This window comes from Candidatus Methanoplasma cognatum (assembly GCA_009777615.1).
Taxonomy (GTDB): Archaea; Thermoplasmatota; Thermoplasmata; order Methanomassiliicoccales; family Methanomethylophilaceae; genus Methanoplasma; species Methanoplasma cognatum.
Genome location: WRLM01000004.1, coordinates 141,444 through 166,666, shown reverse-complemented (window position 1 = coordinate 166,666; position 25,223 = coordinate 141,444). Strand labels below are relative to the sequence as shown.

Annotated in this window: 17 protein-coding genes; 6 read left to right on the top strand and 11 right to left on the bottom strand. The window is 54.5% G+C overall.

Going from position 1 to position 25,223, the window contains the following annotated elements:
- Positions 1-792: an asparagine synthase-related protein gene (locus FWG96_06060; GenBank protein ID MCL2032814.1), complete on the bottom strand. Its 792-nt coding sequence runs from the start codon at positions 790-792 to the stop codon at positions 1-3.
- A 315-nt stretch (positions 793-1,107) separates the two neighbouring features.
- Here FWG96_06060 and nikR point away from each other — a divergent pair, with 315 nt between their 5' ends.
- A complete protein-coding gene (gene nikR, locus FWG96_06055) occupies positions 1,108-1,548 on the top strand; it encodes a nickel-responsive transcriptional regulator NikR (protein MCL2032813.1) in 441 nt (146 codons plus the stop codon).
- Between the two features lie 323 nt (positions 1,549-1,871).
- On the top strand, positions 1,872-4,226 hold the full coding sequence (locus FWG96_06050) for a DNA topoisomerase I (GenBank protein ID MCL2032812.1): 2,355 nt from the start codon (positions 1,872-1,874) through the stop codon (positions 4,224-4,226).
- A 107-nt stretch (positions 4,227-4,333) separates the two neighbouring features.
- Here FWG96_06050 and FWG96_06045 read toward each other — a convergent pair whose 3' ends face one another.
- From FWG96_06045 to FWG96_06000, 10 genes are all read right to left on the bottom strand, one after another.
- Positions 4,334-4,489, bottom strand: coding sequence for a hypothetical protein (locus FWG96_06045; protein MCL2032811.1), 156 nt, complete (start codon positions 4,487-4,489; stop codon positions 4,334-4,336).
- A 342-nt stretch (positions 4,490-4,831) separates the two neighbouring features.
- Entirely contained in the window at positions 4,832-5,968 is a 1,137-nt protein-coding gene (locus FWG96_06040) for a nicotinate phosphoribosyltransferase (protein MCL2032810.1), read from the bottom strand.
- A 55-nt stretch (positions 5,969-6,023) separates the two neighbouring features.
- Positions 6,024-7,289, bottom strand: coding sequence for a phosphopyruvate hydratase (gene eno / locus FWG96_06035; GenBank protein MCL2032809.1), 1,266 nt, complete (start codon positions 7,287-7,289; stop codon positions 6,024-6,026).
- Positions 7,290-7,291: 2 nt separating this feature from the next.
- Positions 7,292-8,197: a response regulator gene (locus FWG96_06030; GenBank protein ID MCL2032808.1), complete on the bottom strand. Its 906-nt coding sequence runs from the start codon at positions 8,195-8,197 to the stop codon at positions 7,292-7,294.
- Positions 8,198-8,313: 116 nt separating this feature from the next.
- Positions 8,314-8,463: a 50S ribosomal protein L40e gene (locus tag FWG96_06025; GenBank protein MCL2032807.1), complete on the bottom strand. Its 150-nt coding sequence runs from the start codon at positions 8,461-8,463 to the stop codon at positions 8,314-8,316.
- 54 nt (positions 8,464-8,517) lie between these two features.
- Positions 8,518-9,474 (bottom strand): sugar phosphate isomerase/epimerase, encoded by a 957-nt coding sequence (locus tag FWG96_06020; GenBank protein MCL2032806.1) that lies wholly within the window; start codon positions 9,472-9,474, stop codon positions 8,518-8,520.
- A 21-nt stretch (positions 9,475-9,495) separates the two neighbouring features.
- A complete protein-coding gene (locus tag FWG96_06015; GenBank protein MCL2032805.1) occupies positions 9,496-10,080 on the bottom strand; it encodes a hypothetical protein in 585 nt (194 codons plus the stop codon).
- Positions 10,081-10,106: 26 nt separating this feature from the next.
- Positions 10,107-11,333: a methionine adenosyltransferase gene (locus tag FWG96_06010; protein ID MCL2032804.1), complete on the bottom strand. Its 1,227-nt coding sequence runs from the start codon at positions 11,331-11,333 to the stop codon at positions 10,107-10,109.
- Positions 11,334-11,425: 92 nt separating this feature from the next.
- Positions 11,426-12,370 (bottom strand): ribonuclease Z, encoded by a 945-nt coding sequence (gene rnz, locus FWG96_06005; GenBank protein ID MCL2032803.1) that lies wholly within the window; start codon positions 12,368-12,370, stop codon positions 11,426-11,428.
- A gap of 10 nt (positions 12,371-12,380) precedes the next feature.
- The gene (locus FWG96_06000) at positions 12,381-12,593 is read right to left on the bottom strand and encodes a hypothetical protein (protein ID MCL2032802.1); all 213 of its coding nucleotides are present in this window, start codon (positions 12,591-12,593) and stop codon (positions 12,381-12,383) included.
- Positions 12,594-12,688: 95 nt separating this feature from the next.
- Between FWG96_06000 and rpe the strand changes: the two genes are divergently transcribed.
- From rpe to FWG96_05980, 4 genes are all read left to right on the top strand, one after another.
- Positions 12,689-13,354: a ribulose-phosphate 3-epimerase gene (gene rpe, locus FWG96_05995; protein ID MCL2032801.1), complete on the top strand. Its 666-nt coding sequence runs from the start codon at positions 12,689-12,691 to the stop codon at positions 13,352-13,354.
- A 9-nt stretch (positions 13,355-13,363) separates the two neighbouring features.
- Positions 13,364-14,392, top strand: coding sequence for a flap endonuclease-1 (gene fen, locus FWG96_05990; GenBank protein MCL2032800.1), 1,029 nt, complete (start codon positions 13,364-13,366; stop codon positions 14,390-14,392).
- Between the two features lie 115 nt (positions 14,393-14,507).
- Entirely contained in the window at positions 14,508-15,464 is a 957-nt protein-coding gene (locus tag FWG96_05985) for a hypothetical protein (protein MCL2032799.1), read from the top strand.
- A 338-nt stretch (positions 15,465-15,802) separates the two neighbouring features.
- Positions 15,803-25,192: a YDG domain-containing protein gene (locus FWG96_05980; protein ID MCL2032798.1), complete on the top strand. Its 9,390-nt coding sequence runs from the start codon at positions 15,803-15,805 to the stop codon at positions 25,190-25,192.
- Positions 25,193-25,223: the final 31 nt, after the last annotated feature.

The window sequence follows — 25,223 nt, the reverse complement described above, 5'->3', positions numbered from 1 at the left end:
TTACTCCGCCTCCCCGCAAAGGACCTCGATGAGTTCCGTATATGTCATACCGCTGTCCGTGCACATCTTTCTTATTATGGCCATTGCGCCGGAGCCGTATTGGGCCGCCTTCTTCTCTTTCACGGAGATGCCTGTGAGTCCGATCGAATGGGAAAGTTCCCTGAGGGCCCTCTTTCTTGACTGAGGATCATCTGTCGGGGCCGTCAGGCAGAAACGCCCGGCCTCTCTCATCACTGCTTCATCCAGAAAAGGATAATGTATCTTTTTTCCGAAGTGCTCTGCCATCATCCTTTCATGAGGAAGGGTGCTGCCGAACAGTTTTCTCATGTCCTCGGCGATCTTTTCTTTCAAAACGTCATCGCCGAGGCCGATGTACTTCGAATAGCCTGCGAACAGCTCGTCCGCTCCCTGGCCGCTGATGATCTCGTCCTCCTCGCAGTTCTTACACACATGGAACAGCGGGATCTCAAACGACAAGGTGACCGGGTCCCTCATTCCCGTTATTCGTATCATCTCCCTCAGGCTTTCCTTTACATCGTGCTCTGTGATCGGTATGATCACCAGCCGCATGTTCAGTTCAGCGGCGGCAGTTCCCGCTTCTTTGACATCGTGCGAGCCTTCCGAACCCGCCGTATAAAGGGTCGCTCTCTTCGCGTGTCCCTTCGCAATGGCGGCGACTACCCCTGAGTCCAGCCCTCCGGAAAAGGCGATGGCGATCTCTTTGCCGGAGACTGCGTTGCATATCGCTTCCTCAAAAGCTTTTCTCAGCGGTCCGAGGTTGTCGGTCATCATCCGGCATAACTACTTTCCAGAGATAAATGCAGTGGCCCGCCGCCTACTGATAGATATTCGCACCTTCTTCGGCGAATGACCATGTCCCGATGAACAGCAACGGATAACCCGAATTGGATGATCATGCGTACCGCTCCGTGCGTCCTCGCGCGTTCATCTATTTCCTTAAGGGGTACCCACACCCCAAAGCGGCCTCTGATCAATGGGTTGCATGCCGTCCGCTGGATAGACGGGAGGTCTGTAAAAGATGAAGTACTATGGTGACCTCTATATTTTTTGAGTTAAAATTATTAACGTGAATCCTGATTAGCGGGCATGGAAGGCGTAACGCGCATCGGCGTCTCTCTGGAACCCGAACTGCTGAAGGATTTTGATAAGGTAATTTCTAAAAAAGGATATGTGAGCAGGTCGGAAGCGATCAGGGACCTAGTACGCGATTCCCTTGCCGAAAACGAATGGAAGAACGAGAGAGAGTTCATGAGCGGCGTGATCGTGATGATATACGACCACCACACCACCGGCATAGCGGAGAAGCTCACCGAACTTCAGCACGGCAAGATGCAGAACATCAACACTTCCATACATGTTCACCTCGACCACGACAGGTGCATGGAGGTCCTGATTGTCGAGGGGGAGCTTGGGCAGCTAAAGGTGCTTGCCAACGAGATATCCTCGATAAAAGGTGTTCTCAGGTGCAAACTCACCATGGCGGCGCAGGCGACGGGCCATATGCACCACATCGGAGTAAGACATTGACCGGCAGGTCCTGGTTTTCAGAATCCGTCAAGATGCACCGCGTGCCAGACATCCCGAACGGCATGCGCGAACTTGGAAAGAGAGTGGGCCTTGAATTGGAGTGCCATGCACATTATAAAAATCATGAGTTAGAGTATGCGTATACTACTCATGATTAGACTACTCGTAAGTAGACTATTCGCTTTACCACTACATACTGTTAAGCACCTAATACTTCCTGCAAAAACAATGTCTTGTGATACTTCACGGGTTCTTTATCGCTTGGATCAGGAATGTTTCGACTTCCCAACGGTTAAATAATCCTTATGATGTCGCTTTGGCGAATGAGAAAACTGATAATCACGGAGAAAGCGAACGCCGCAAGAAGGATCTCCACCATATTGTCCGACGGAAAGACCAGTTCCGAATCGGGAGGAGGGGTCACTGTCCTCAAATTCACTACGCCGGCCGATAATGACGCCGGCGGGGACGAATATACAGTGGTAAGCCTCAGAGGCCATATCATAGAGTTGGATTACCCTGAAGAATACAACGACTGGGGCGGAATATCCCCGGTCGACATGGTCTACACAGAACCCGTGAAGAAAGTAAAAGTGAAATCCATACTGAGCAAGATCAACGAATTCGCTAAGACCGCCGACGAGATCATCATCGCCACAGACTTTGACAGAGAAGGCGAACTGATAGGGATGGAAACGGTGACCGCCGTCGGCGCCGATATGTCCAAAGTGAAACGCGCAAAGTTCAGCGCTTTGACAAAGGGGGAAGTGGAAAAGGCCTTCTCCGAACTCACGTCCCCTGACAGAAAATTAGCTGACGCCGCCGAGGCAAGACAGATCATCGACCTCTCGTGGGGCGCGGTGCTTACGAGGCTCGTATCATTATCCGCCGGACAGGTTGGGAAGAACTTCATGTCCGTGGGGAGAGTGCAGAGCCCAACCCTTAAGCTGCTGGTCGATCGGCACGAAGAGATAGAGAGCTTCGTTCCGGTCCCGTTCTGGAACATCATAGGAAAATTCGGAATGCTCGCTTTCAAAGGAGAGCACGAAAGGAACCCGTTCTGGAACAAAGAGGACGCGGATGCGGTCATGTCAGGCCTGTCGGGAGTTAAAAAGGGGAAGATAATCTCATACGAGGTCTCAAAAAAAGAAGAGTACCGCCCGTCCCCTTTCGACACCACCCTCATGCAGGTGGAGGCCAACAAGATAGGTATCCCTCCGACCACGGCGATGAAGCTTGCCGAAGACCTCTACATGGGAGGATATATCTCATATCCGCGCACCGAGAACACAGAGTATCCCAAGAGTCTCAGTTTGAGAGGGGTGCTGGAGAAACTCAAGGATTCCGATTTCAAAAGCGAGGCCGAGGAGATCCTCGGCCAGACAAATATCTTCCCTTCTAAGGGAAAGAAGAGGACCACCGATCACCCTCCGATCTATCCGACGGCGGGCGCCAGTTCCGACAAGATGAAAGGTGACAAATGGAAACTCTACGAACTTATCGTAAGAAGATTCCTGGCGACCGTCGGACCCAATGCTGAGGCCGAGGAGACGGACTGCGCCATAGACGTCGGCGGAGAGATGTTCAAGGCCCGCGGCTATGTCCAGAAAGAACTGGGCTGGAAGAAATATTATAAAAAATATCTTAAGACCGTTGAGATCAGAATTCCGGCACTGAAGGTCGGCGATGATATCGACGTCAGGTCTATGAACCTCGAGGACTCCGAGACCAGACCTCCCTTCAGGTACAACCAGGGATCCCTGATCCAGGAGATGGACAGGCTGCAGCTGGGGACAAAGAGCACAAGACACGAGATCATAAGCAAACTGTTCTCAAGGAATTACGTGCAGGGGAATAACATGGTACCTACCGCCAGCGGCACCGCGCTCACGAAATCCCTTGAAAAACACGGCGGCGGGATCACCGAACCGGAGATGACGTCCCGGCTGGAGTCTGACATGGTGGACATCAGCGAGGGGAATAACACGCTGGAAGGTGTCGTGAAAGAATCGCAGAACATGCTGTTCGAGGTCGCCAAAGGGATATCCTCGGAAAAGGAACAGTTCGGCGATGAGATCCGCTCCGCCCTGAGGACGCAGCAGTTCATTGGACTGTGCCCTACCTGCGGCAGCAACATGAGGATCAAGAGATCGAAGAACGGGAACTTCATCGGGTGCGACGGCTTTCCGGAATGCGCACGGGCGTACCCCCTTCCGAGAGGCGCGCTTATACAGACAACGGAAACTACCTGCCAAGAATGTGGCCTGGCGCAACTGAAGATCATAAGGAAGGGCGTTCCGCCTTCTATGCAGTGCATAGACCCGAAATGCAAGAGCAACACGGATAAGAACGATCTCGGCAGATGCCCCGCATGCAAAGAAGGTACGATAAGGATAACATTCTCCAAAGCGGGAAGGCGTTTCGCGGGCTGCTCCGGGTGGCCGGGGTGCACTCAGACATATCCCCTCAGACCGAGAGGTATGCTGACGCCCGTATGGGAGCAGTGCGAAATTTGCGGCTCCCCTATCGTACTGTTCAACGGCTCCAGGGAATGCATCAACCCCGACTGCGCGACACGCGGCAGCCGGAAGCCTAGGACACCTGTCAAAAAAGACGGTGTCAAGGCCTCCCCCCCAAAGAAGAAGACCTCTGCAAAAGCAGAGGAAAAGACCGCTTGAGGATGACCGCCTCCATAAAAAGTGTTCGACGTCTTGGCACTGCTTTTTTTACATACGAATGAATACATTCGTAATATTTCTTTGCCTTATATAGAACTCCGTGGAAATCAGCAGAATTGGTCTTCTTCGGCTGCGAGGTTCCCGTCAAAAAGATCATTCAGAAAATCGATCTCCTTTGCTATGCGGGCGTTCCTGCATGCGGTGCACTCAAGCTCCTTCTTCAGCAATATCTTGACGTTCATTTCCTTCCTGTCAAGGTCCACGATTTTTCCGCATGGGCAGCAAATTTTCATAAGAGTCCTTGGGCCAGTGTTATCCAGCGTACGGATGCTGGCGTTACCCAGAGGGTCTGGCGCACTGAATATAAGGCTGCGACTCAAATTAATTCACTCCCATGCTGTGCTGTCTTTGCGTCACAGATCCCACCCAATGTGCAACAGACAAATGCTAATTGTACCTATGATGAGTGTACATATAAGCTTTCTGTTAGTTGGTTTTCCGCCATATTTATACTTACAAAAAATATCATTACCTACTCATTTTTGATTGAGAAACCTTTATATAGTACATAAAAGAGGTTTTTTGCGGAGGTTCCGGCTCTGCGTTCAAAGTTCTCCGATGGTCCTGAGCTGTTCAAGCACGGTTTCGCGGATCTCTGACGGCGTTCTCTCCCTGCCGACCCTTACGCCGCCGCTGAGAACTTCCTTTTCTATCATGTCCATCTCGCAGCCGCAGCCGCACTTTATTCTGTCGTCCTGTCTCAGGGACACACCCATCTCGAAACACTGCGGGCACCTGTATGTGAACTTCCTCCCGCCGAATTTGCCTCTCTTTGATACCGGCTGTCCGTTCTTCTCCACAACATCCATGGAAAGGTCCAATGTGGGGGAGTTGCTGATGGATGTCCCGACCCCGAACCCGGATACGGACGTATCCACGATCTTAGCGATAGATGACTCGTCCAGCCCGCCGGAGACTATGATATCGACATCCTTATGCCCGTTCATGTCCAGTTCCCAGCGTACCTCATTTATCAATTCTTTGAAGTTGCCTCTCCTGGAGCCGGGGGTGTCTAACCTGACGCCTTTAAGGTCTTTGATGGAAGCGCATGCTTCCAGCGCGGCCGCTCTCTCGTCGGAGAACGTGTCAATGAGCATTATCCTGGGGACGCCTTTGTCTATTACTCTGTCGAATGCTCTGAAAGCTGCGTCGTTGCTCCCCATCAGCAGCATCAGTGTGTGGGGGACCGTCCCGATGGGCTCGCTGCCGATTATTTCCCCTCCTATCTTTGACGACACCGCGTCGCATCCTCCTACGTATGAGGATCTGTCCAGAACTCCGGATATGGCGGGGTGCATCCTCCTATTGCCGAATGCCAGAACGGTCTTGTTCTTTGCCGCGATCTTGGTGCGCGCGGCCGCGGTGGCGATGCCCGACGGCTGACAAAGCATCCCGAGTATCGCGGTCTCCATGACCCCGAAATCCGTATACGCGCCGAATATGTTCATGAGGGGCACCCTTACGCTGCCTGCCGTCCTAGTCCTGAATATCGTTCCTTCCGGAACCGCCGATATCGATACGGGGAGACCTTCGGTGAGTCTTATCACTTCTTCAAGCCCGCAGAAAACGGCCCACTCCCAGCCTTTCGGCAGGGAACCGCCGGATATCTCCGCGCATACCTTCGTCCCGGAGAGTCCTGATTCTTCGAGGATCTCCTTTGTGCGCTCGAAGTATATGTCCATGGTGCGTCCGTCCCGCACATCCTTCTCATCCGCGATGAACAGTTTTTCCAGATTATCACAGCCTGAATGCTTTCTTTCCCGGGAAGACCGCCTTTGAGCCGAGATCCTCTTCTATCCTGAGCAGCCTGTTGTACTTTGCCGTACGCTCTCCTCTGGCCGGCGCCCCGGTCTTTATCTGCCCTGTCCCCCACCCCACCGAAAGGTCCGCTATGGTCGTGTCCTCGGTCTCTCCCGACCTGTGGGAGACCACCACGCCGTATCCGTTGTCAAAGCTCATCTGAGCAGCGTCTGCGGATTCTGTGATGGTGCCTATCTGATTGACCTTCAGGAGCATCGCGTTCGCGGCGCCCATCTCTATCCCTTTGCACAGGCGTCCGGTGTTAGTGACGAATATGTCGTCGCCTACTATCTGCACTTTTTTGCCAATCATGGAGGTCAGCTCGGCGGTGGCGTCGAAATCATCCTCAAAGAACGGGTCCTCTATGCTGATCAGAGGGAATTTCTCGGCCAGGGACGCATACAGATCCGCCAGCTCCAAAGCGGTGAGCTTTTGGCCGTCCACCTCGTAGATGCCGTCGTCGTAGAACTCTGAAGATGCAGCATCGATCGCCAGGGATACTTCGTCACCGGGCGAATACCCCGCTCCGGAGATCGATTCCACTATTATGTCCATCGCTTCCTCGGTCGTTTTCAGCGGCGGCGCGAAACCGCCTTCGTCGCCGATGTTGACGGCGCTTGTCCCGTATCTCTTTTTCAGGATGGACTTAAGTTCCATGTATATCTCCGAGGACATTCTCAGGCATTCCGAGAACGATGCCGCACCGGCAGGGACTATCATACATTCCTGTATCTTGAGGCCTCCGCCCGCATGCTTCCCTCCGTTGATGATATTGAACATGGGCACGGGAATAGTGACATGATCGTTTCCCACATGCTCATACACATCTATGCCAAGCGAAAAAGCGCCTGCCTTGGCCGCTGCCAGTGAGACAGCGGTCGTTGCGTTCCCGCCCAGCCGGGTCTTGTTATCGGTGCCGTCCAGATCTATGAGGGCATAATCTATCGCCCTTTGGTCCGAGGGATCCATACCCACCAGCACCTTTGACGCCTCATTCTTTACGTTATCCGCCGCTTTCAGGACGCCTTTCCCCCCGTATCTGTCTCCCCCGTCCCTCAGCTCATATGCTTCCCATGTGCCGGTGGAGGCCCCTGACGGAGCTATCGCCGTTATTCTCTTCCCGCCCACTGTGAGTTCCGCCTCAAGGGTGGGATTCCCCCTCGAGTCCAGAACTTCTCTTGCCCATACCTTTTCGATCTTCATGCTTATTCTCCGATTGGGTCGTGATTTACCATATGGTTAAGTAATATCTCCTTGTCCTTCTTTGTGAATTTTTTTGGGTCTAAAGAAACAAGGAATGTGTGGTCCTTGTCGTATTTTTTTGTAACTAGCTGGTGTATCGCCGTAAGGGTGGAATTCACTCCGTTCCTGTCCATTATCTTATTCAGATCGTCGAATGCGACGACCGGCCTGCCGGCGCCTCTTATGAATTCTTCCACGTTATCGATCATCGTGCCCAGCCCGTATATATCAAAATGGCCTCCAAGCAGCCTTATCGTCATTGTCAGAACGTTTATGTTGCTGTTCCTGAATCTCTTCATGACCGTCTTTTTCTTTCTGGTCGTCACGACCAGCACATCGCAGCCCTCGCTGCCGAACGCCGATATCAGATCATGGATCTCATTCGAGCTGCTCCGGAACATGACGTATGAGCTGCCGTACGAGACCCCTTTCTGCGCCAGTGTCTCTCCCGGCGGCTCTTGATCGGTCTCGGACTGTTTAGCTGCCGGGACGACGGGCGCCTCTCCTGTATCTGTCCCTTCCGCCCTCACTTTTTCTATGCTTTCCAGGACATCCTGCGCAGTGAATGGTTTTTCTATGCGGCCTGTGGCGACGGGGCTGTCCCGAGGTATCTGCCTGTTCCAGCTTCTTATTATTATGACGGGCGTGCCGACGGATGGCGAATTGTCCTGCATCCTGTCCAAAAGTATGAGACCTCGCCCCTCGTGCATGTCCGTATCCAAAAGAATGACGTCGGGACGGAACGATGCGATGAGAGATAACGCCCTGTCTATGGTAGACGCGACCTCGGCCGAATGGCCGGCATCGGTGACGACCTCAGTCAGGATCTCCTGAAGGGCAGCATTGTCATCTACTATCAGAACCCTCATCCTTCATACTTCCCGGTATCAGGCGATACCTTAACCATTATTGAACTATATTAAACAAATGAACGAAAGCCGTCCGGCCTTCGTTTTTACTGCGGACAGGGTCGCAAAGGGCGTGCTCACTGTTTCCTGCTCTCTTTGGCTTTGGGCCTGAGATTGCTGTAACCGCATTTGCGGCATTTGTCTGCTTTTTTAGGGTTCGTAGCATAGCAGCTCATGCATACAGTTTTCTCAAGGAGCCTGTGCTCAGCCTCTTTGAAACGTGCCATTTTTTATTCCTCTGGCAGTCCATTATTGAAGTATTATTTATAAGATTCGTCACCTCAGGGGAAGAACGACCTTTGCTGAAGGAAGTCCCCGATCACATCGTCCGTTCTCGATCCCATCATCTCATGGGTCACGAAATCGGGGGAAAGAGCGTCCACGAGCAGTCTGCATCCGTCTGTGGAGAATGGTTTGTGCTGATCTATCTTAGCTATGTGGGGATATGATCTGGATATGGTATCGGCCATGGTCTCGCCCGGAGGCCTTATCGCCTCTTCGAAGGTGTTCCTGTATTCCGCGCTGGTGCTAAGATGCAGATGCATTGTGCCTATACGCTCCTTCATGTCATCCGGATACCCGTCGAATATCTCTAGCAACCTCTCAACGCATGTGGGTTCGTCATATGCGTCCGGAAGCGTGTTCATCAAATGGCCCGTATCGAGACAGAACCCCCAGTTGTCGAACTCCAAGCGGGAACTGATGAGCCTGTACTCCCAGGGGTCCCGCAGCCTCAGCCCCGGCCACCACAGGTTCTCGAAGGCCAGTTTGAAAGGCGGCTCGCCGCCTTTGAATCTGGAGACCACCTGATTCACCATCTCGCAGAACGCTCTGAGGATCTCCCTGCTGTCGCCGGTCTGCTTTCTGAGCATCACTTCGTCCAGATTCGTATTGCCTGCGTGAAGGACCCCGTATGCCGGCTCTATATCCGCCGCATGCTCTATGGCGGCCTTTAGGTTCTTCACGATCTCGTCCCTGTCCCTCCCGTACATGACGGGCCTCACATTCTCTTCGGTGAACTCACCGAGGTCGGCTGTGCCGGTCCATCCGCTGTACCAATCGATAGCGAATGGAAGATGGACCGACGGCGATATCTTCCTGTATATCTGCGGCACCTTTTCAAAAAGAGTGAACAGCTCCACGCCGTCGCATCCTATATCTTTCAGGCCGTCCCCGCCGCGCGGAAGCTCATCAAGGGGCTGACACACCGAATAACTGAAAAGATGCTTTATTGACATTGTCGTGGTTTGTAAAAGGTTTCAAATTAGTTCGAACGCCGCGTTTATCGCCGCTTCCGCCGCGAGGGTCCTCTTATTGGCGCTCCCCACGATGATCACATCATTCTGGGTTATGCCTGTTTCTTTACGTATCCTGTACGCAAGGTCCGGGTTCCTCTCGTCTATGTTCCAGTCCGGCGGTATCATCAGGACCCCGTCCCTGATGACGACGGTGGTGCAGCCGATCGCTCCGACCTTGATCCCGGCGTCTCTCTGCTGCATACCGTTGTGCACCTTCTCGGCCACTCCCATAACGAGAATGCCCTGGGAATAATCTCCGACGGCCGATTCGCCTATCTCTACGTTCACGACCCTTATCGGGATCTGATTGAGGAACGCTTGACCGGCCTTCGTTATCGTTATGCCGGTCTGTTTCACTATTACGAAGTTCCAGTCTTTCAGCGTGTCGATGATCCTTCTCATGCTTCCTTCCCCGATGCCCACCATCTCGGCCAGCTTCTTCCTGCCCACTCTCTTGCCGTCTGACAGGACGTGGAGGGCCCAGTATATGCTTGCGTCATTGAATCTGAACATCGGCCCGAACTGCGGAACTTCCATTATCTTCATTTCGACTCCTCAGATGATGTGGGCGGTCAGAATGTCCTGACCTTTCCGTTGATGATAAGCTCTGTGACTTTATCTATGTTGTCCAACCAGTCCTTTGCGATCATTTCAGCGTCCGACTTCCACTTAGTGAGCCTGGGATCGGAATCGGCGCCCACGGTCACTATATCTATAGACGCATTGAGCGGCTCGGATACCGGCTTACCTATCTGTGAAAGGAGCCTTACGCGTATCTCCGCATCCCCTCCGATGTTCTTTGCGATGTCATCCGCGATCAGCTTGGACATTATGTTGTATATCTTCCCTATGTGAGTGATGGGATTCTTTCCGGAGGTGGCCTCCATTGACATGGGCCGGTATGGTGTTATAAGACCGTTGCACCTGTTGCCCCTTCCTACGGATCCGTCGTCGCCCATTTCCTGGGACATACCCGTACATGTCAGATAGTAGACCTTTTTCTTGTAGTCGTCCCCGGTGTTGACATGGAGTTTGATATCTACCTTCTGCGAACCTACGACCTTCAGTGCGTTGTCGAGCGTCGCGCTGTGCAGATGCTCCACCGCCGATTTGTACGCTACCGCATCTTCTATGTACTTGTCGACCATCGCGCATGCCACCGTGAGCGTCACCTCGTTGCCGATCCTGGACGCCATCACTTTGACGTCCTGCCCGCTCTCCGGCAGCTTCTTCTTCAGAGCGCCGTTTATGTATTCCTCGGTCTTCAGGACAAGCTTGTCCGTTATCGAGTACGGCGCATATCCGACGCCGAAGGAAGTATCATTCGCCAGATGGCCCGATGCTTTATACACTCCGGTGAGGTCGTCGGACCCCATTCCGAATTTTGCATCCAGTATGACCTCCGAATCCACGTCCAGATTCGGGAACGTTTTGTCCAGATACTTTCTGGCGGCCTTGAGGGCGGTCGGCTTGCAGGGAAGGGACTTGCGGTCCTTCCCTTCGTCGATATGGGTGGTCGTACGGCCCACCAAAAGAATGAATGACGGATCTATGACGTGGCCCCCGCCGAATCTTGGGGCCGACTCGCCTGCGGCGATCTGGGTCTCATCTGTGTTATGATGGAGGATGTGCCCATACTCTTTGACATACATCTTACAGAGAGCTTTGCTCACCTCTTCGGCGAGAGCGTCGGCAACGCTGTCCGGATGTCCTATTCCTTTCCTTTCTACGATCTCAATGTTCCTTTTAGGCAGCGGTATCTCATCGACGCCGTTCACGTGGATATTCTTCTTGGCCATTTTTGTCCCTTCTTCGTGCACATAAAATCCGTTTTGCTGGCATTTATCATGCCTTATTAATAAAGTAATAGGCGTGTATTATTTTATTTTTATTATGAGCCTTTTGGCGGGAGACGGCGGAAGCCGCGGCCTTCCTTCGGCGTTCTGTCCGATACCGTATACATGTCCATGTCACCCGGGACGACGGAGTTCCCGAACACCGCCTTGGCCTCTTCCTCTATGATCCCTTTGTCATCGTATCTGTTGCTTATGTGTATCAGGAACAGCATCCCGCAGCCGCATCTTTCGGCCGTTTCGGCCGCCTGGACGGAAGTGGAGTGCTTATGGTCCGACGCGAGCTTTGATTCCTTTTCGGAAAAGGTGGATTCGTGTATGAGTATGTCCGCCCCCGCGGCGGCGTCCGACAGTTCTGCGCACGGAACGGTGTCGCCCGAATAGACCACGCTGTATCCCGGCCTTGACGGACCTATGACCATTTCGGGGGTCACGCCCCTCACCGTTTCGCCGGCATGCAGTTTAGAATAGTCGGGGCCGGGACTCAGACCCAGCTCCATCGCCTTTTTCTTATTGAACCTGCCCTTCGCATCCTTCTCGGACAGCTTGTAGCCGAAGGACGGCGCGGTGTGATCCGTCCTGAAAGCCGACACGGTGAACCCGTCGAACTCCATCCTTTCTCCGTGAGAGAGCTCCCTTACCTCAAGCTCATATCCGATGTCCCCTTCGCATACGGAAAGGATCGCGTCAAGGCCCGCAGACAGTCCCTCCGGACCGCACACCAGCAGCCTGTCCTTTCTTCCGGAGAGGCCCATCGTCTGGAGGAGCCCCGGAAGTCCGAGGAAATGGTCGCCGTGCATATGCGTGATGAATATCCCCTTTACTTTCATGAATGAGAGCGGGGAGATCATCATCTGTCTTTGGGTCCCTTCCCCGCAGTCAAAGAGAATTATCTCCGTGCCGCAGCGGACCGCCACGCAAGGCATCGCCCTCTCTCTCGAGGGGATGCTTGCCCCTGTGCCAAGGAACAGGATCTCCAGCATGGTTCCCCGTTCAGTGATATTGATCAAGCTCTCTGCTTGTCTTCGTCTCTTTCTTGAATTCTTTGTAGTGCTCTTTGCAGAGGTGCGCGCTTCTTACTCCGGGGTCCTTGAGCTTCAGCGAAGACCGCGAGAACTGTTTCAGGCTTATGGATCTCTCAGCCTCTTTGTCACAGTTGACCACGCCGCAAACATCCGCCGCCTTATCGTGCTTCGTCAATGCCATATCGCTTAATCGCCCTGTGGGATATATTATTTTCTTGTTATGACTCAAAACAAGCCGCATCCAAATATAAATCAGAGAAGAGCGATAGCCCTGCCATGACAAAGGTCGCGCCGTCCCTGCTGTCCGCAGATTTCTCCAAACTGGGGGAGGAGATCCGGAGAATAGAGACCGCCGGCGCGGACTGGGCGCACCTCGACGTCATGGACGGCGTTTTCGTGCCTAATATAACCATGGGTCCGCCTGTGATCGAGTCTATAAGAAAAGTGACGAATATTCCTTTTGACGTCCATCTTATGATCCGAGAGCCTAAGAAATATGTGAAAAGATTCGCGGAGGCCGGCTCTGACATGCTCACGATACACGTGGACGCGGGAGGGGATGTGAAAGAGACCCTGAAAGAGATCAGGGATCTCGGAGTGAGACCGGGAATCACCCTGAACCCGGGGATCCCGGTGGAGAGTCTGGATCCTTACCTTGACCTTGTGGATCTTGTACTCATCATGACTGTGGAGGCCGGCTTCGGCGGACAGAGTTTTCAAGAGATTGGGCTATCGAAGATCGCCCGAATAAGGGAGTACGCCGAATCTCAGAACCCGAAGCTGGAGATATCCGTCGACGGCGGGATCAACCGCGAAACGGGAAAAAGATGCGTTGACGCCGGCGCGACCGTGCTTGCGGCCGGGAGTTCTCTGTTCGGTCTTAAGGATATGGGAAAAGAGATAGCCCTCTGGAAAACATACGGGCCGGACGCCGGAAAGTGAGGTCTGAAAATGGGTGTGAATCTTTCCGGACTGATCGAACCAGATACGGCGGAGCTGTCCGAACTGGAGGGGAAGAGCGTGGCGGTCGACGCCTACAACACGATATACCAGTTCCTTTCCATAATCAGGCAGCCGGACGGGTCCCCTCTCTGCGACGGGAGCGGGAGGGTGACGTCTCACCTGTCAGGGATCCTGTACAGAACCTCTAATTTAATAGCGCAGGGGATAGAACCTTCTTTCGTTTTTGACGGGAAACCGCATGAGCTGAAGATGGCCACGCTCGCTGAAAGGAAAGAGAGACGCGATAAAGCGATGGCGGAATGGGAGTACGCTATCGAGGAGGGCGACCTTAAGAAAGCATTCTCCAAAGCGCAACAGACATCGCGTATGACCAAAGAGATCAGAGAATCGTCGAAAGAACTGATATCATACCTCGGCCTCCCGATAATAGACGCCCCGGCCGACGGCGAGGCCCAGGCCGCATACATGTGTTTAAAAGGAGACGTGTGGGCGTCCGCGTCGCAGGATTTCGATTCCATACTGTTCGGGACCCCCACTCTGGTAAGGAACATGACCATCACCGGCAGAAGGAAGATCCCGGGAAAGGATCAGTACAAGGACGTGAAGACGGAGATCATCGACTCAAAGGAGTTTCTTGATTCTCTCTGCGTCACAAGGGAGCAGCTTGTAGATATGTGCATACTGATCGGGACAGATTTCAACCCCGGAGTTCCGGGAATAGGTCCGAAGAAGAGTCTGAAACTCATCAAGGACCACGGGGACCTCGAAGGCGCGATGTCGCATCTGTCGATAGAGATACCTTCCTTCCAAGAGATAAGGGATATCTTCCTGAGCAGCGGATATACGGACGATTATTCCGCCCAGCCCGCCGAGATGGACAGGGGGGCGGTCATCGAGATGCTGGAGGGGTACGACTTCTCCAGAGATAGGGTGGAAAGCACCCTGGACAGGATCGAAGCGTCCAGAAAGAGCATGAGATCAAGGAAGAGCCAGCGCAGCCTTGATTCCTGGTTCTGAACTCAGCGGCATTTCATATCATCTAATAGTAAGATAAGAAGAACAGCAGCAATATATAGCAAAACTCCGTTCATACAGATGATGCTGAGCCGCATTGCAACGTAGGGTGAACACGGTGATCGAAAAACTATTATCCATAAGCGAGCCGTGGCTGCAGTATGCAATCAGATCGAACATACTCAATGAAAGCAAAGAGGATCTAGCCGGTCTCAGGCAAGAGATGCTGAAAGATAAGAGGATCCAAAGTTATCTGAAGGATGTTTCCGACTTCCACAGTATGCTGGTGACCAATCATAAAAACCCAGACCTGCCCATACATAAACTTCTGTTCCTGCTTGACATCGGTCTTGATACGGACGTGCCTGAGATCAGGAACGCAGTGAACCGGATCATGGACCACAAGGACGGGTCCGGAGTATACCAGTCTCTGACGAACATACCGAAGCACTACGGGGGAAACGGCGAGAACGTGTTCGGCTGGTGTCTGTGCGACGCCCCTCTGCTGCTGACGGCGCTGCTTAAGGCCGATGTAGACTATCGGCAGCATATCAAGCAGGGTGCGGACCGGTTAGCGGCCCTGAACCGGGAACATGGCTTCCCCTGCTCCGTGTCGGAAGTACATGGGTCATTCAGAGGGCCGGGGAGGAAGGATGACTGCTGCCCCTACGCGACGCTGATCATGCTGAACCTTATGGCTGAAATTGAAGAATACAGAAATAGCGACGCCGTCAGGAAAGGTACTGAGGTTATTCTTTCTCTTTGGGAGAACAGCCTTGAGAGACATCCGTATATGTTCTACATGGGCACCGACTTCCGCAAACTGAAAGCGCCGGCGATGTGGTATGATATCGTGGGCGTCGCCGACTGCCTCAGTAAGTTTGAGTGCGTAAGATCCGACGAAAGGTTTTGTGAAATGATCGAGATCATTAAAAAGAGGCGGGACGAAAACGGCATGTTCACTCCTGAATCCGTTTATCAAAAATGCAAAGAATGGGATTTTGGGCAGAAGAAGACCGTATCGCCCTATTTGTCCTTTTTATGCATAAGGCTGCTGAATCGGCTGGGCGATTGACCTCCTACACCCATTATGCCATAAGGGCCTTATTCCGACTGATGCCGCCTGTTCTGCTCCGGACGCGGCTGCCGTTTTCTGAGGATTGTTGCGCGGCATCCGCACATGAAAGCGCAGAGCCGCCCTTCCACCCTGTAAAAGATGCCGGCTTTCCGTAAAGCACACTTTTTAGTAAAGGAAATCGAATAAGATCCTGCGCAGCCTTGATACCTAGTTATGAGCCGTGTTCGAAGCATGCGCGACCGCCTCTGCATTTGTTGGCATATATTAATTATATAGAGACGAGACGATACTTGTGCCGATTACAAAGTTTAGTACATATTCAGGAGGAGTGAATCATGTTCGGAATGAAAAATAGCAACAAAGTACTGGCGATAGTGATAGCGGCCTCGATGCTACTTACCGTCGCGGCGACTCTCAACTTCACATCCACGACGACGGAAGGAGGAGGATATGGAGGGAATGTACTCGTGGTCACCACGGATGCCAACAGCGGCAGCGGGTCTCTGAGGCAGATGCTGGCGGACGCGCAGGACGGCGACTTCATTACCTTTGATCCCAGTGTGGAAGAGATCACGCTGACAGACTCTATCCAATTCGTACAAAAAGACATAACCATCAACGGCATGGCGGGCGTGGTCATCACCAAGAACGCAAGCAGCGAATTCCGGCTGCTGACAAGCTGGGCAAATACCGGTACGCTGACGCTGATCGGGCTGACGTTTGATAACGGCAATACAACGGAGAACGGCGCCGGAGTGTATTCTGCCAGCAGCCTGTGCATGACAGGCTGCGCTTTCAGAAATAATATATCTCTTGGCGGCGCCGGTGGCGGCGCCTTTGCGGATGGTGCCACTACATTAGCGAACTGCACATTCATCGGCAACACCTCGATCATAGGAGGGGGATTGGGCGCTGCAAACGGTGATGCCGAACTGACAGGCTGCACATTCATCGGCAATACGGCCACATCCGCCTCCGGCGGCGGGATTTATGTAGACAGCGGCGACGCCATTGTTACCGGCTGCACATTCGTCGGCAATGAAGCGAGCAACGGCGGCGGGGTGTATGTAAGCAACGGTGATGCCGAACTGACAGGCTGCACATTCATCGGCAATGAAGCGAGCAACGGCGGCGGGGTGTATGTAAGCAACGGCGACGCCATTGTTACCAGCTGCACCTTCACTGGAAACAAAGCAATTTACGGAAGCGCAGTGGATGCTTACAACGACATCACCATAACAGATTGCGGATTTACAGACAACAGTTCAACGGGAGGCACGGTCTATTCCGGGAATGTCTATGCCGAAAACTGCAGCTTCTATGCAGATTCCGTTTCCGGCGGCAATGCTGGCGTTATATCTGCCATTTATAGTGCGGTCCTGTACCACAGTACCCTCGCCAACAACAGCGGGGGGGCAACTGCATACAATGTGAATGTTGTTTCCGGTTCTATAACGATTGAGAACTGCCTTATGACATCAGACACCTTGGGAGGTGATTCCAATCAAGGCGTATCAGGCGACAACAAGCTGATCGCGAACTATGCGGATGCGTTCGGCGACAATGTCCTCACATTCAACTACATAATGCCCCTACCCGGAGTGGCAGACGGCGCAAACGTGATCGCCGGCCACGAGTCCGATGCTGCGGGCAACTACCGCGGGAATGCGGGCGCCGCATGTCTCTACGGCGCGGTCAACTGGACTGCAATGAGCTGGATCGTTACCAACAGCTATAACGACAACACGACCGGCTCCCTCCGCAATCGCGTGGGCGCGGCTGATTCGTATGCTACCGCGCCGTTGCCTGACAAGCGCGTGGTGTATTTCGATGCCGTCAACACTGTCGACGGCACGAGCGTGTTCTATATTGGGCTGACATCGACCGCCGGCGGCGGGGTGTCTTTCTTTAACGACGTGATGATCGTCGGCCGCCTAGGAAGCGACGGCGACCCTGAGGTCATCGTGGACGGGAGCGGAGAGACGAGGGTGTTCACCCACGCAGTGCCGTCTGGAACGCCGGGAACATCCTATTATTACGGCCTTGCGATCATGAACGGGTATGCAGACAGTAGTAACATGGGCGGCGGCATAGGCAGCAACGATTCGATCGTCGCACAAACCTGCGTTTTCGTCGCTAATGAAGGGGGCTACGGCGGTGGGGTGATAGTGAATGGGGATGCTGTCCTGACAAACTGTGTTTTCGTTCACAATGCTACGACCGACAGTGGCGGCGGAGTGTATATAGGCGGCGATGCAAAAATGACAAACTGTGTTTTCGCCGGTAACACCGCATCAGCGGGCGCCGGCGGCGGTGCTGTGGTGGTCGGTGATGCGAACCTAGAGGGCTGCGTCTTCATCGGCAATGCGGCAGGCGACTACGGCGGCGGCTTGGCAGCATTTAACGATGCGAACCTAGAGGGCTGCGTCTTCATCGGCAATGCGGCAAGCAACTACGGCGGCGGCGCGTATGTGGATAACGATGCGAACCTGGAGGGCTGCGTCTTCATCGGCAACGGAGCATACAGAGGCGGCGGCGCGTTTGTGTATAACAATGCGGATCTGGAAGGCTGCGTCTTCATCGGCAATGCGGCAGGCGACTACGGCGGCGGCTTGTATGTATATATTGATGCGAACCTGCAAGGTTGTGTTTTCGTCGACAATGAAGCGTACTACGGCGGCGGCGCGTTTGTGTATAACAATGCGGATCTGGAAGGCTGCGCCTTCATCAGCAATGAATCGGTCGAATTCGGCGGCGGCGCGTTTGTGAATAATGACGGGGACCTGAAAAACTGTGTTTTCACTAACAACACCGCGGCCCACGGCGGCGGCGTTTATGTATGGAACGGCTCTACACTGACTGACTGTGTCTTCATAGGCAACATAGCGTACACGGACGGTCATGGGGGAGGGGCGGCACTGGTCGGCTATAGCGGCTATATCGCCGTGATGGACTGCACCTTCATCGACAACTTCTCATCCTACGCCGGCGGAGGAGTGTTCGCCTGGGGAGATGCCTCCCTGACAGGTTGCGTATTCACTGGCAATGAAGCGGACGGCAGCAACGGCGGAGGGGCAGGGCTGGACGGCATCTCCGTAATAACCAACTGCACCTTTACCGGCAACACGGCGAACGGTAACGGCGGAGGAGTGTATGTAACAGATGCCGCCTTTACCGATTGTATATTTACCGATAATGCCGCAAGTGACACCGGCAGCGGCGGATTCGGAGGCGGAGCATGTGTATTGAAAGCTACCTTTACTGGCTGCGTATTCATCGGCAATGAAGCAGAAATTGATGGCGGCGGAGTTGTGTCGGCGGTTGGCGGGGACGTTATCCTGATAGATTGTGTATTCACAGGCAACAAGGCACATAACGGGGCCGGCGTGAGCGGATATGGAAGCGCATCGCTGATCCTGGTCAACAACACCTTCTATGAGAACATATCAGACAACATAGGCGCGCTCAGCTGCGCCGAGGAGACATATATTTTCCACACAACAGTTACTGACAATATAGGAGGAGGGATTGTTGCAGGCGACAATATGTCTGCGTATCTTTACAACTGCATCGTGACCGGGAACATGTATGGGGGAACGACACCTTTGCAGACTTACGAAAGTAGCTTAGGAACCATCGACTTCACCACCGGAAGTAACCTTATCGAGGGGGAATCCGGCGTGACCCATGCGGATGTGTTCGGGACGAATGTTTTCGATCCTCTGACCAACACTTACCCCGTACTTGAGGGGGGCATCGCAGACGGCACGGCCTCGGCGATAACAGATTCAGATCTCAGCGGCTTTGATGCAGGACAGAAAGCAGCCATCCTTGCTGCCCTTGCTTATGACCAGACAGGCGCCGTCCGCGCATCTGCGGGCGCAGTCACCTACGGCGCGGCGGAGGTTCTGAGCACAGTAAAAATACCTGCTACTGTGACCGTCACCGCACCCGCCGGCATCACATACGGCGACACACTCGGAGATCCGAGCGCTGTCGCCAGCAACGGCGGAAGCACTTTCACCTGGTTCTACACCGGGACGCTGAGCGACGGTTCAAGCACAACGTACAGTTCGCCCAATAAGCCGTCCGAACCCGGTAACTATACTGTAACTGCCACTTTGGTCAGCAACAGTTACGAGGGCGACGGAAGCGCAACGTTCACGATCTCTCCGAAGCAGCTCACATGGAATGCAGACGGTACCGTCGCCGACAAGACCTATGATGGGTCCGCTACCGCCACAGCGGCCACTCAGCCTACGCTGAGCGGCGTGATAAACAGCGATGATGTAACGGTATCGAACGGCACCGTTGCGTTCAACACTGCGAACGCCGGAACGAACATCGCCGTCACCGCATCAGGCTACGGCATAGCCGGTACGGGCGCATGGAAATACACCGCGCCGTCAGCACAGCCTTCTTTCGCCAGCGGAACTATTGACAAGGCATCGTTAACGATCACCGGTGCCTCCATTAGCGCGAAGACATACGATGACACCACAGCGGCAACAGTGAACGGCGTCATGTTCTCCGGCTTGGCAGGCAGCGATAGCCTGACCATCGACACCGATTACACCGCATCCGCCGTCTTCGACACTGCGGACGCAGGCTCCGGCAAGACGGTCACCGTGACGGTAGCTCTCAGCGGCACCGCATTGGCAAACAACTACGCCATAACCAACTCCCCGTACAGCCTGACAGGCCAGACGATCGACGCTGCGACATACAGCGGCGCATCCCCTAACATAGATCAGGTTGTCATAAACGGCATGACAGACACCTTCTTCATTCTGCTGTCAGGACTCAACCCCTCGGTAACGGTGGGTACTCTCGGCACGGTAAGCTATTCAACAGGGACAGTGACGGATGCGGGTAGCATCATTGACGGATCGCCAAGCGTCAGCGGCAGCACCCTCACGGTGTACGTGAACAACATGCCCGCCGGAAGCGCGTTCTCAGCGACCATACCCATCAGCATAATAACGCAGAACTACGGGACCATAGCCGCGACGGTGACGCTTCAATGCGCGGACAAGACTCCCGTCACCGTAACGGTCACCGCACCCGCCGACATCACCTACGGCGGCACGCTCGGGGATCCGAGCGCTGTCGCCAGCGACGGCGGAAGCACTTTCTCCTGGTTCTACACCGGGACGCTGAGCGACGGAACAAGCACTGCGTACAGTTCATCCAGTAAGCCGACCGAACCCGGTAACTACACCATAACGGCGACCCTCGTGAGCGACTATTACACCGGAAGCGGAAGCGCGACATTCACGATCTTCCCGAAGCAGCTCACATGGGTAACATCCGGAACCGTCACCGACAAGACCTATGATGGGTCCGCTACCGCAACGGCGGCCACTCAGCCCACATTGGGCGGCGTGATAAACAGCGATGACGTAACAGTATCGAACGGCACAGTCGCGTTCAACACTGCGAACGCCGGAACGAACATCGCCGTCACTGCATCAGGCTACGGCATAGCCGGTACGGGCGCATGGAAATACACCGCACCATCAGCACAGCCTTCTTTCGCCAACGGAACGATCGACAAGGCATCGTTAACGATCGCCAATGCCTCTGTCAACGCGAAGACATATGACAACACCACAGCGGCAACAGTGAACAGCGTCACGTTCTCCGGCTTGGCAGGCGGCGAGAGCCTGACCCTCGACACCGATTACACCGCATCCGCCATCTTCGACACTGCGGACGCAGGCTCCGGCAAGACGGTCACCGTGACGGTAGCTCTCAGCGGCACCGCATTGGCAAACAACTATACGGTAACAAACTCCCCGTACAGCCTAACGGCACAGACCATCGGTACTGCGACATACAGCGGCCCGGCCCCGAACATAAGCCAGAATGTCCTGAACGGCTTCGCGGATACATTCAGTATCCCCCTGGCGTTCGGCATAACCGTATCTGTCGGTACCCTCGGCACAGTAAGCTATTCAACAGGGACAGTGACGGATGCGGGCAGCATCATTGACGGATCACCGAGCGTCAGCGGTAGCACCCTAACAGTGGGTGTTAACAATATGCCTGTGGGAAGCACGTTCACTGCGACAATCGTCATATCTATCCAAACACAGAACTACGGGACCATAGCCGCGACGGTGACACTACAGTGCGTAGACAAGACTCCCGTCACCGTAACGGTCACCGCACCCGCCGACATCACCTACGGCGGCACGCTCGGGGATCCGAGCGCTGTCGCCAGCGACGGCGGAAGCACTTTCACCTGGTCCTACACCGGCACGCTGAGCGACGGTTCGAGCACACCGTACAGTTCATCCAGTAAGCCAACCGAACCCGGTAACTACACCGTAACGGCCACTCTCGTCAGCGATGACTACGCCGGAAGCGGAAGCGCGACATTCACAATCTTCCCGAAGCAGCTCACATGGGCAACATCCGGAACCGTCACCGACAAGACCTATGACGGGTTCGCTACCGCAACGGCGGCCACTCAGCCCACATTGGGCGGCGTGATAAACAGCGATGACGTAACAGTATCGAACGGCACCGTTGCGTTCAACACTGCGAACGCAGGAACAAGCATCGGTGTGACGGCTTCGGGCTACGGCATAGCCGGTACGGGCGCATGGAAATACACCGCACCGTCAGCACAGCCTTCTTTCGCCAATGGAACGATCGACAAGGCATCGTTAACGATCGCCAATGCCTCTGTCAACGCGAAGACATATGACAACACCACAGCGGCAACAGTGAACGGCGTCACGTTCTCCGGCTTGGCAGGCGGCGAGAGTCTCGTCCTCGGAACGGATTACACCGCATCAGGTGTCTTCGATAACGCAAATGCAGGCACGGGCAAGACGGTCACCGTGACGGTAGCTCTCAGCGGAACCGCTTTGGCGAACAACTACGCCATAACAAACTCCCCATACAGCCTGGCAGGTCAGACGATTGGCACTGCGACTTACGCCGGCGCGGCTCCGGACATCACAAAGGATCTCCTGAACGGCGACGCGGCGGGCGTCCTCGGCATCCCCTTGGCATTTGGCGTCACCGTGCCCGCCGGCAATCTCGGCGCTGTGAGCTATACTGTCGGCACCGTGACCGACACTGGCAGCATAATCAACGGGTCACCGAGCATCAGCGGCGACACTCTCATGGTGAGTGTGAACAGCATGCCTGTCGGGAGCGCGTTCACGGCGACAATAGACATCTCGATACAGACACAGAACTACGGCACAATAGCCGCTACCGTGACACTGCAGTGTGTGGACAAGACCCCGGTCACCGTAACCGTCAATGCGCTGGGGAACATCACCTACGGCGGTACGCTCGGCAATCCGAGCGCATCGGCGGGCGCGGGCGGAAACACTTTCACCTGGTTCTACACCGGGACTCTGAGCGATGGTTCAAGCACACCGTACAGTTCATCCAGTAAGCCGACCGAGCCGGGAACGTATACTGTGACGGCCACGCTCGTCAGCAATGACTACGCCGGAATCGGAAGCGCATCCTTCACGATTTCGAAGAAACAGCTGACATGGACCGCCGCAGGCACGGCCAGCAACAAGACCTATGACGGGACAGCGGCTGCAACCGCAACCGCTCAGCCTGCGCTGAGCGGCGTGATAAACAGCGATGACGTAACAGTATCGAACGGCACCGTCGTGTTCAACAGCGCGAATGCAGGAACGAGCATCGGCGTGACTGCCGCAGGCTACGGTATAGCTGGCACAGACGCATGGAAGTACCTCGTGCCGACTGCGCAGCCTATGTTCTCCAATGGGACGATCAGCAAGGCGGGGATAACCATAACCAATGCCTCCATTAACGCAAAGACATATGACAACACCACAGCGGCAACAGTGAACAGCGTCACGTTCTCCGGTCTGGTAGGCGGCGAGAGTCTTGTCCTCGGAACGGATTACACCGCATCAGGTGTCTTCGATAACGCAAATGCAGGCACGGGCAAGACGGTCACAGTGACGGTGACCCTCGGCGGCACAGCTTTGGCGAACAACTACACCATAACAAACTCTCCGTACAGCCTGGCAGGACAGACGATCGACAAGATCGCAGGGCCCGCAGCTCCCGCTTCGGTCACCGGATCCTACGGAACAAATGATAACACGACCTTCATCTACACAATGACGCCGATAGCCGGCGCCGAGTACAGTACGGACGGAGTAACATGGCAGGACAGTAATGTCTTTTCCGGCATTGCGCCTTCGTCAAGCCATACCTTCTATGTCAGAATGAAGGAGACGGCCACCCAGGAAGCCGGCGCGGTCGGTAACACCGGCGCTGTGGTATTCAGCAAACTGAATCAAGCGGCCCCGCCGCTGGATTACAGCATCTCATCGGGAGGCTTCCCGAAGACTGTGACAATAACCGCTGTGACGGGCGCTGAATACAGCTTCGACGGCGGCACGACATGGGTTCCGACGAACACTTACACATCGCCCGCCGCTGAGAATGTTTTGCTGGGGATAAGGTTCGTGGACACATTGACAAACAATGCTTCCCTCGCGTCGACGGTGACCGTCAACACTGACAACCTGCCTCAGAACCCGCCGGCAGCATTCACGCTGTCTTATGCCGGCGTGGGCGATACGTCATATACCGTGACGATCCCCCTCACAGCAGGCGCGGAATACAGCTTTGACGGAATTACATGGAACACCGTCAACACGAAGAGCTGTCTGCCAGGCGAGACTGTGACAGGATACAAGCGCATGGCGGATAAACCCGGTTACAATGCCAGCGGAGCGGTCAGCAGCACCGTGACTCTGCCGTTGTTCCAGGTAAAGACGCCGACGGCATCTCCTAACGGCGGAACGTTCGCTGCGACCCAGAATGTGAGCCTCTCCTGTGCGACTGCGGGCGCGGATATCTACTACACACTGGACGGTTCTGTGCCTACCATCGGAAGCACACTCTACACCGGAGCGTTCACCCTTTCTGCCACCGCTACGGTCAAAGCATTCGCCGTCAAGACGGGGATGACCGACAGCGCGGTGATAACAATGACCTTCACGAAGAGCAGCGGAGGAGGGGGCGGTGGCACAAATAATACCAACGCAAGCATCAGCCTGTCATCCGCTTCGTTCGATGAGAACACATCCTCCGTTGAATACAGGGACATCGTAGTCACTCTGTCTCCCGGAATCTATACGTTATCGGCAATAAGGCTGGGGACATACACCCTGAACGCGGGAACCGACTACACGGTAAGCGGAAACTCCTACACGATCAAGAAGGAGTATCTTTCGACGCTGGGCGCAGGCGCTTATACCTTGACCTTTGCGATGAGCGGCGGTCCGAACCCGTCCCTGAGCATAGCTGTCAAGGATACGAGGTCCGGACAGACAGAGTATCCCGTAACCGAACAGCCCGGCCCGTGGAATGGCACCGGCGGTTCGGAATGGAGGATCGACGCTCCTGGCAGCAATTTCCTGAGACTGATGCTCGTGAACGAGGTCGTGGATACTGCGGACTACACAGTGGGAGAGAACACTCTCATAACATTCGATGAGAGCTACCTCGGAACGCTTGCCCCCGGTATCTACCAGTACACGGCGGAGTTCACCGACGGCTATGCCACCATAACGCTGGAGGTCGGCACCGGTGAAAGCGGCGGCGACAACGGCAATGTCCTGCTGTGGGTAGCAGTGGTCGCCGTTGGGATCGTCGCGGTATGTATTGGAGGAGCGGTCGTATTGTTTCGTAAGAACGCAACTTAAGTGAAATATTTTCAAAAACAGAAGGGAGGAG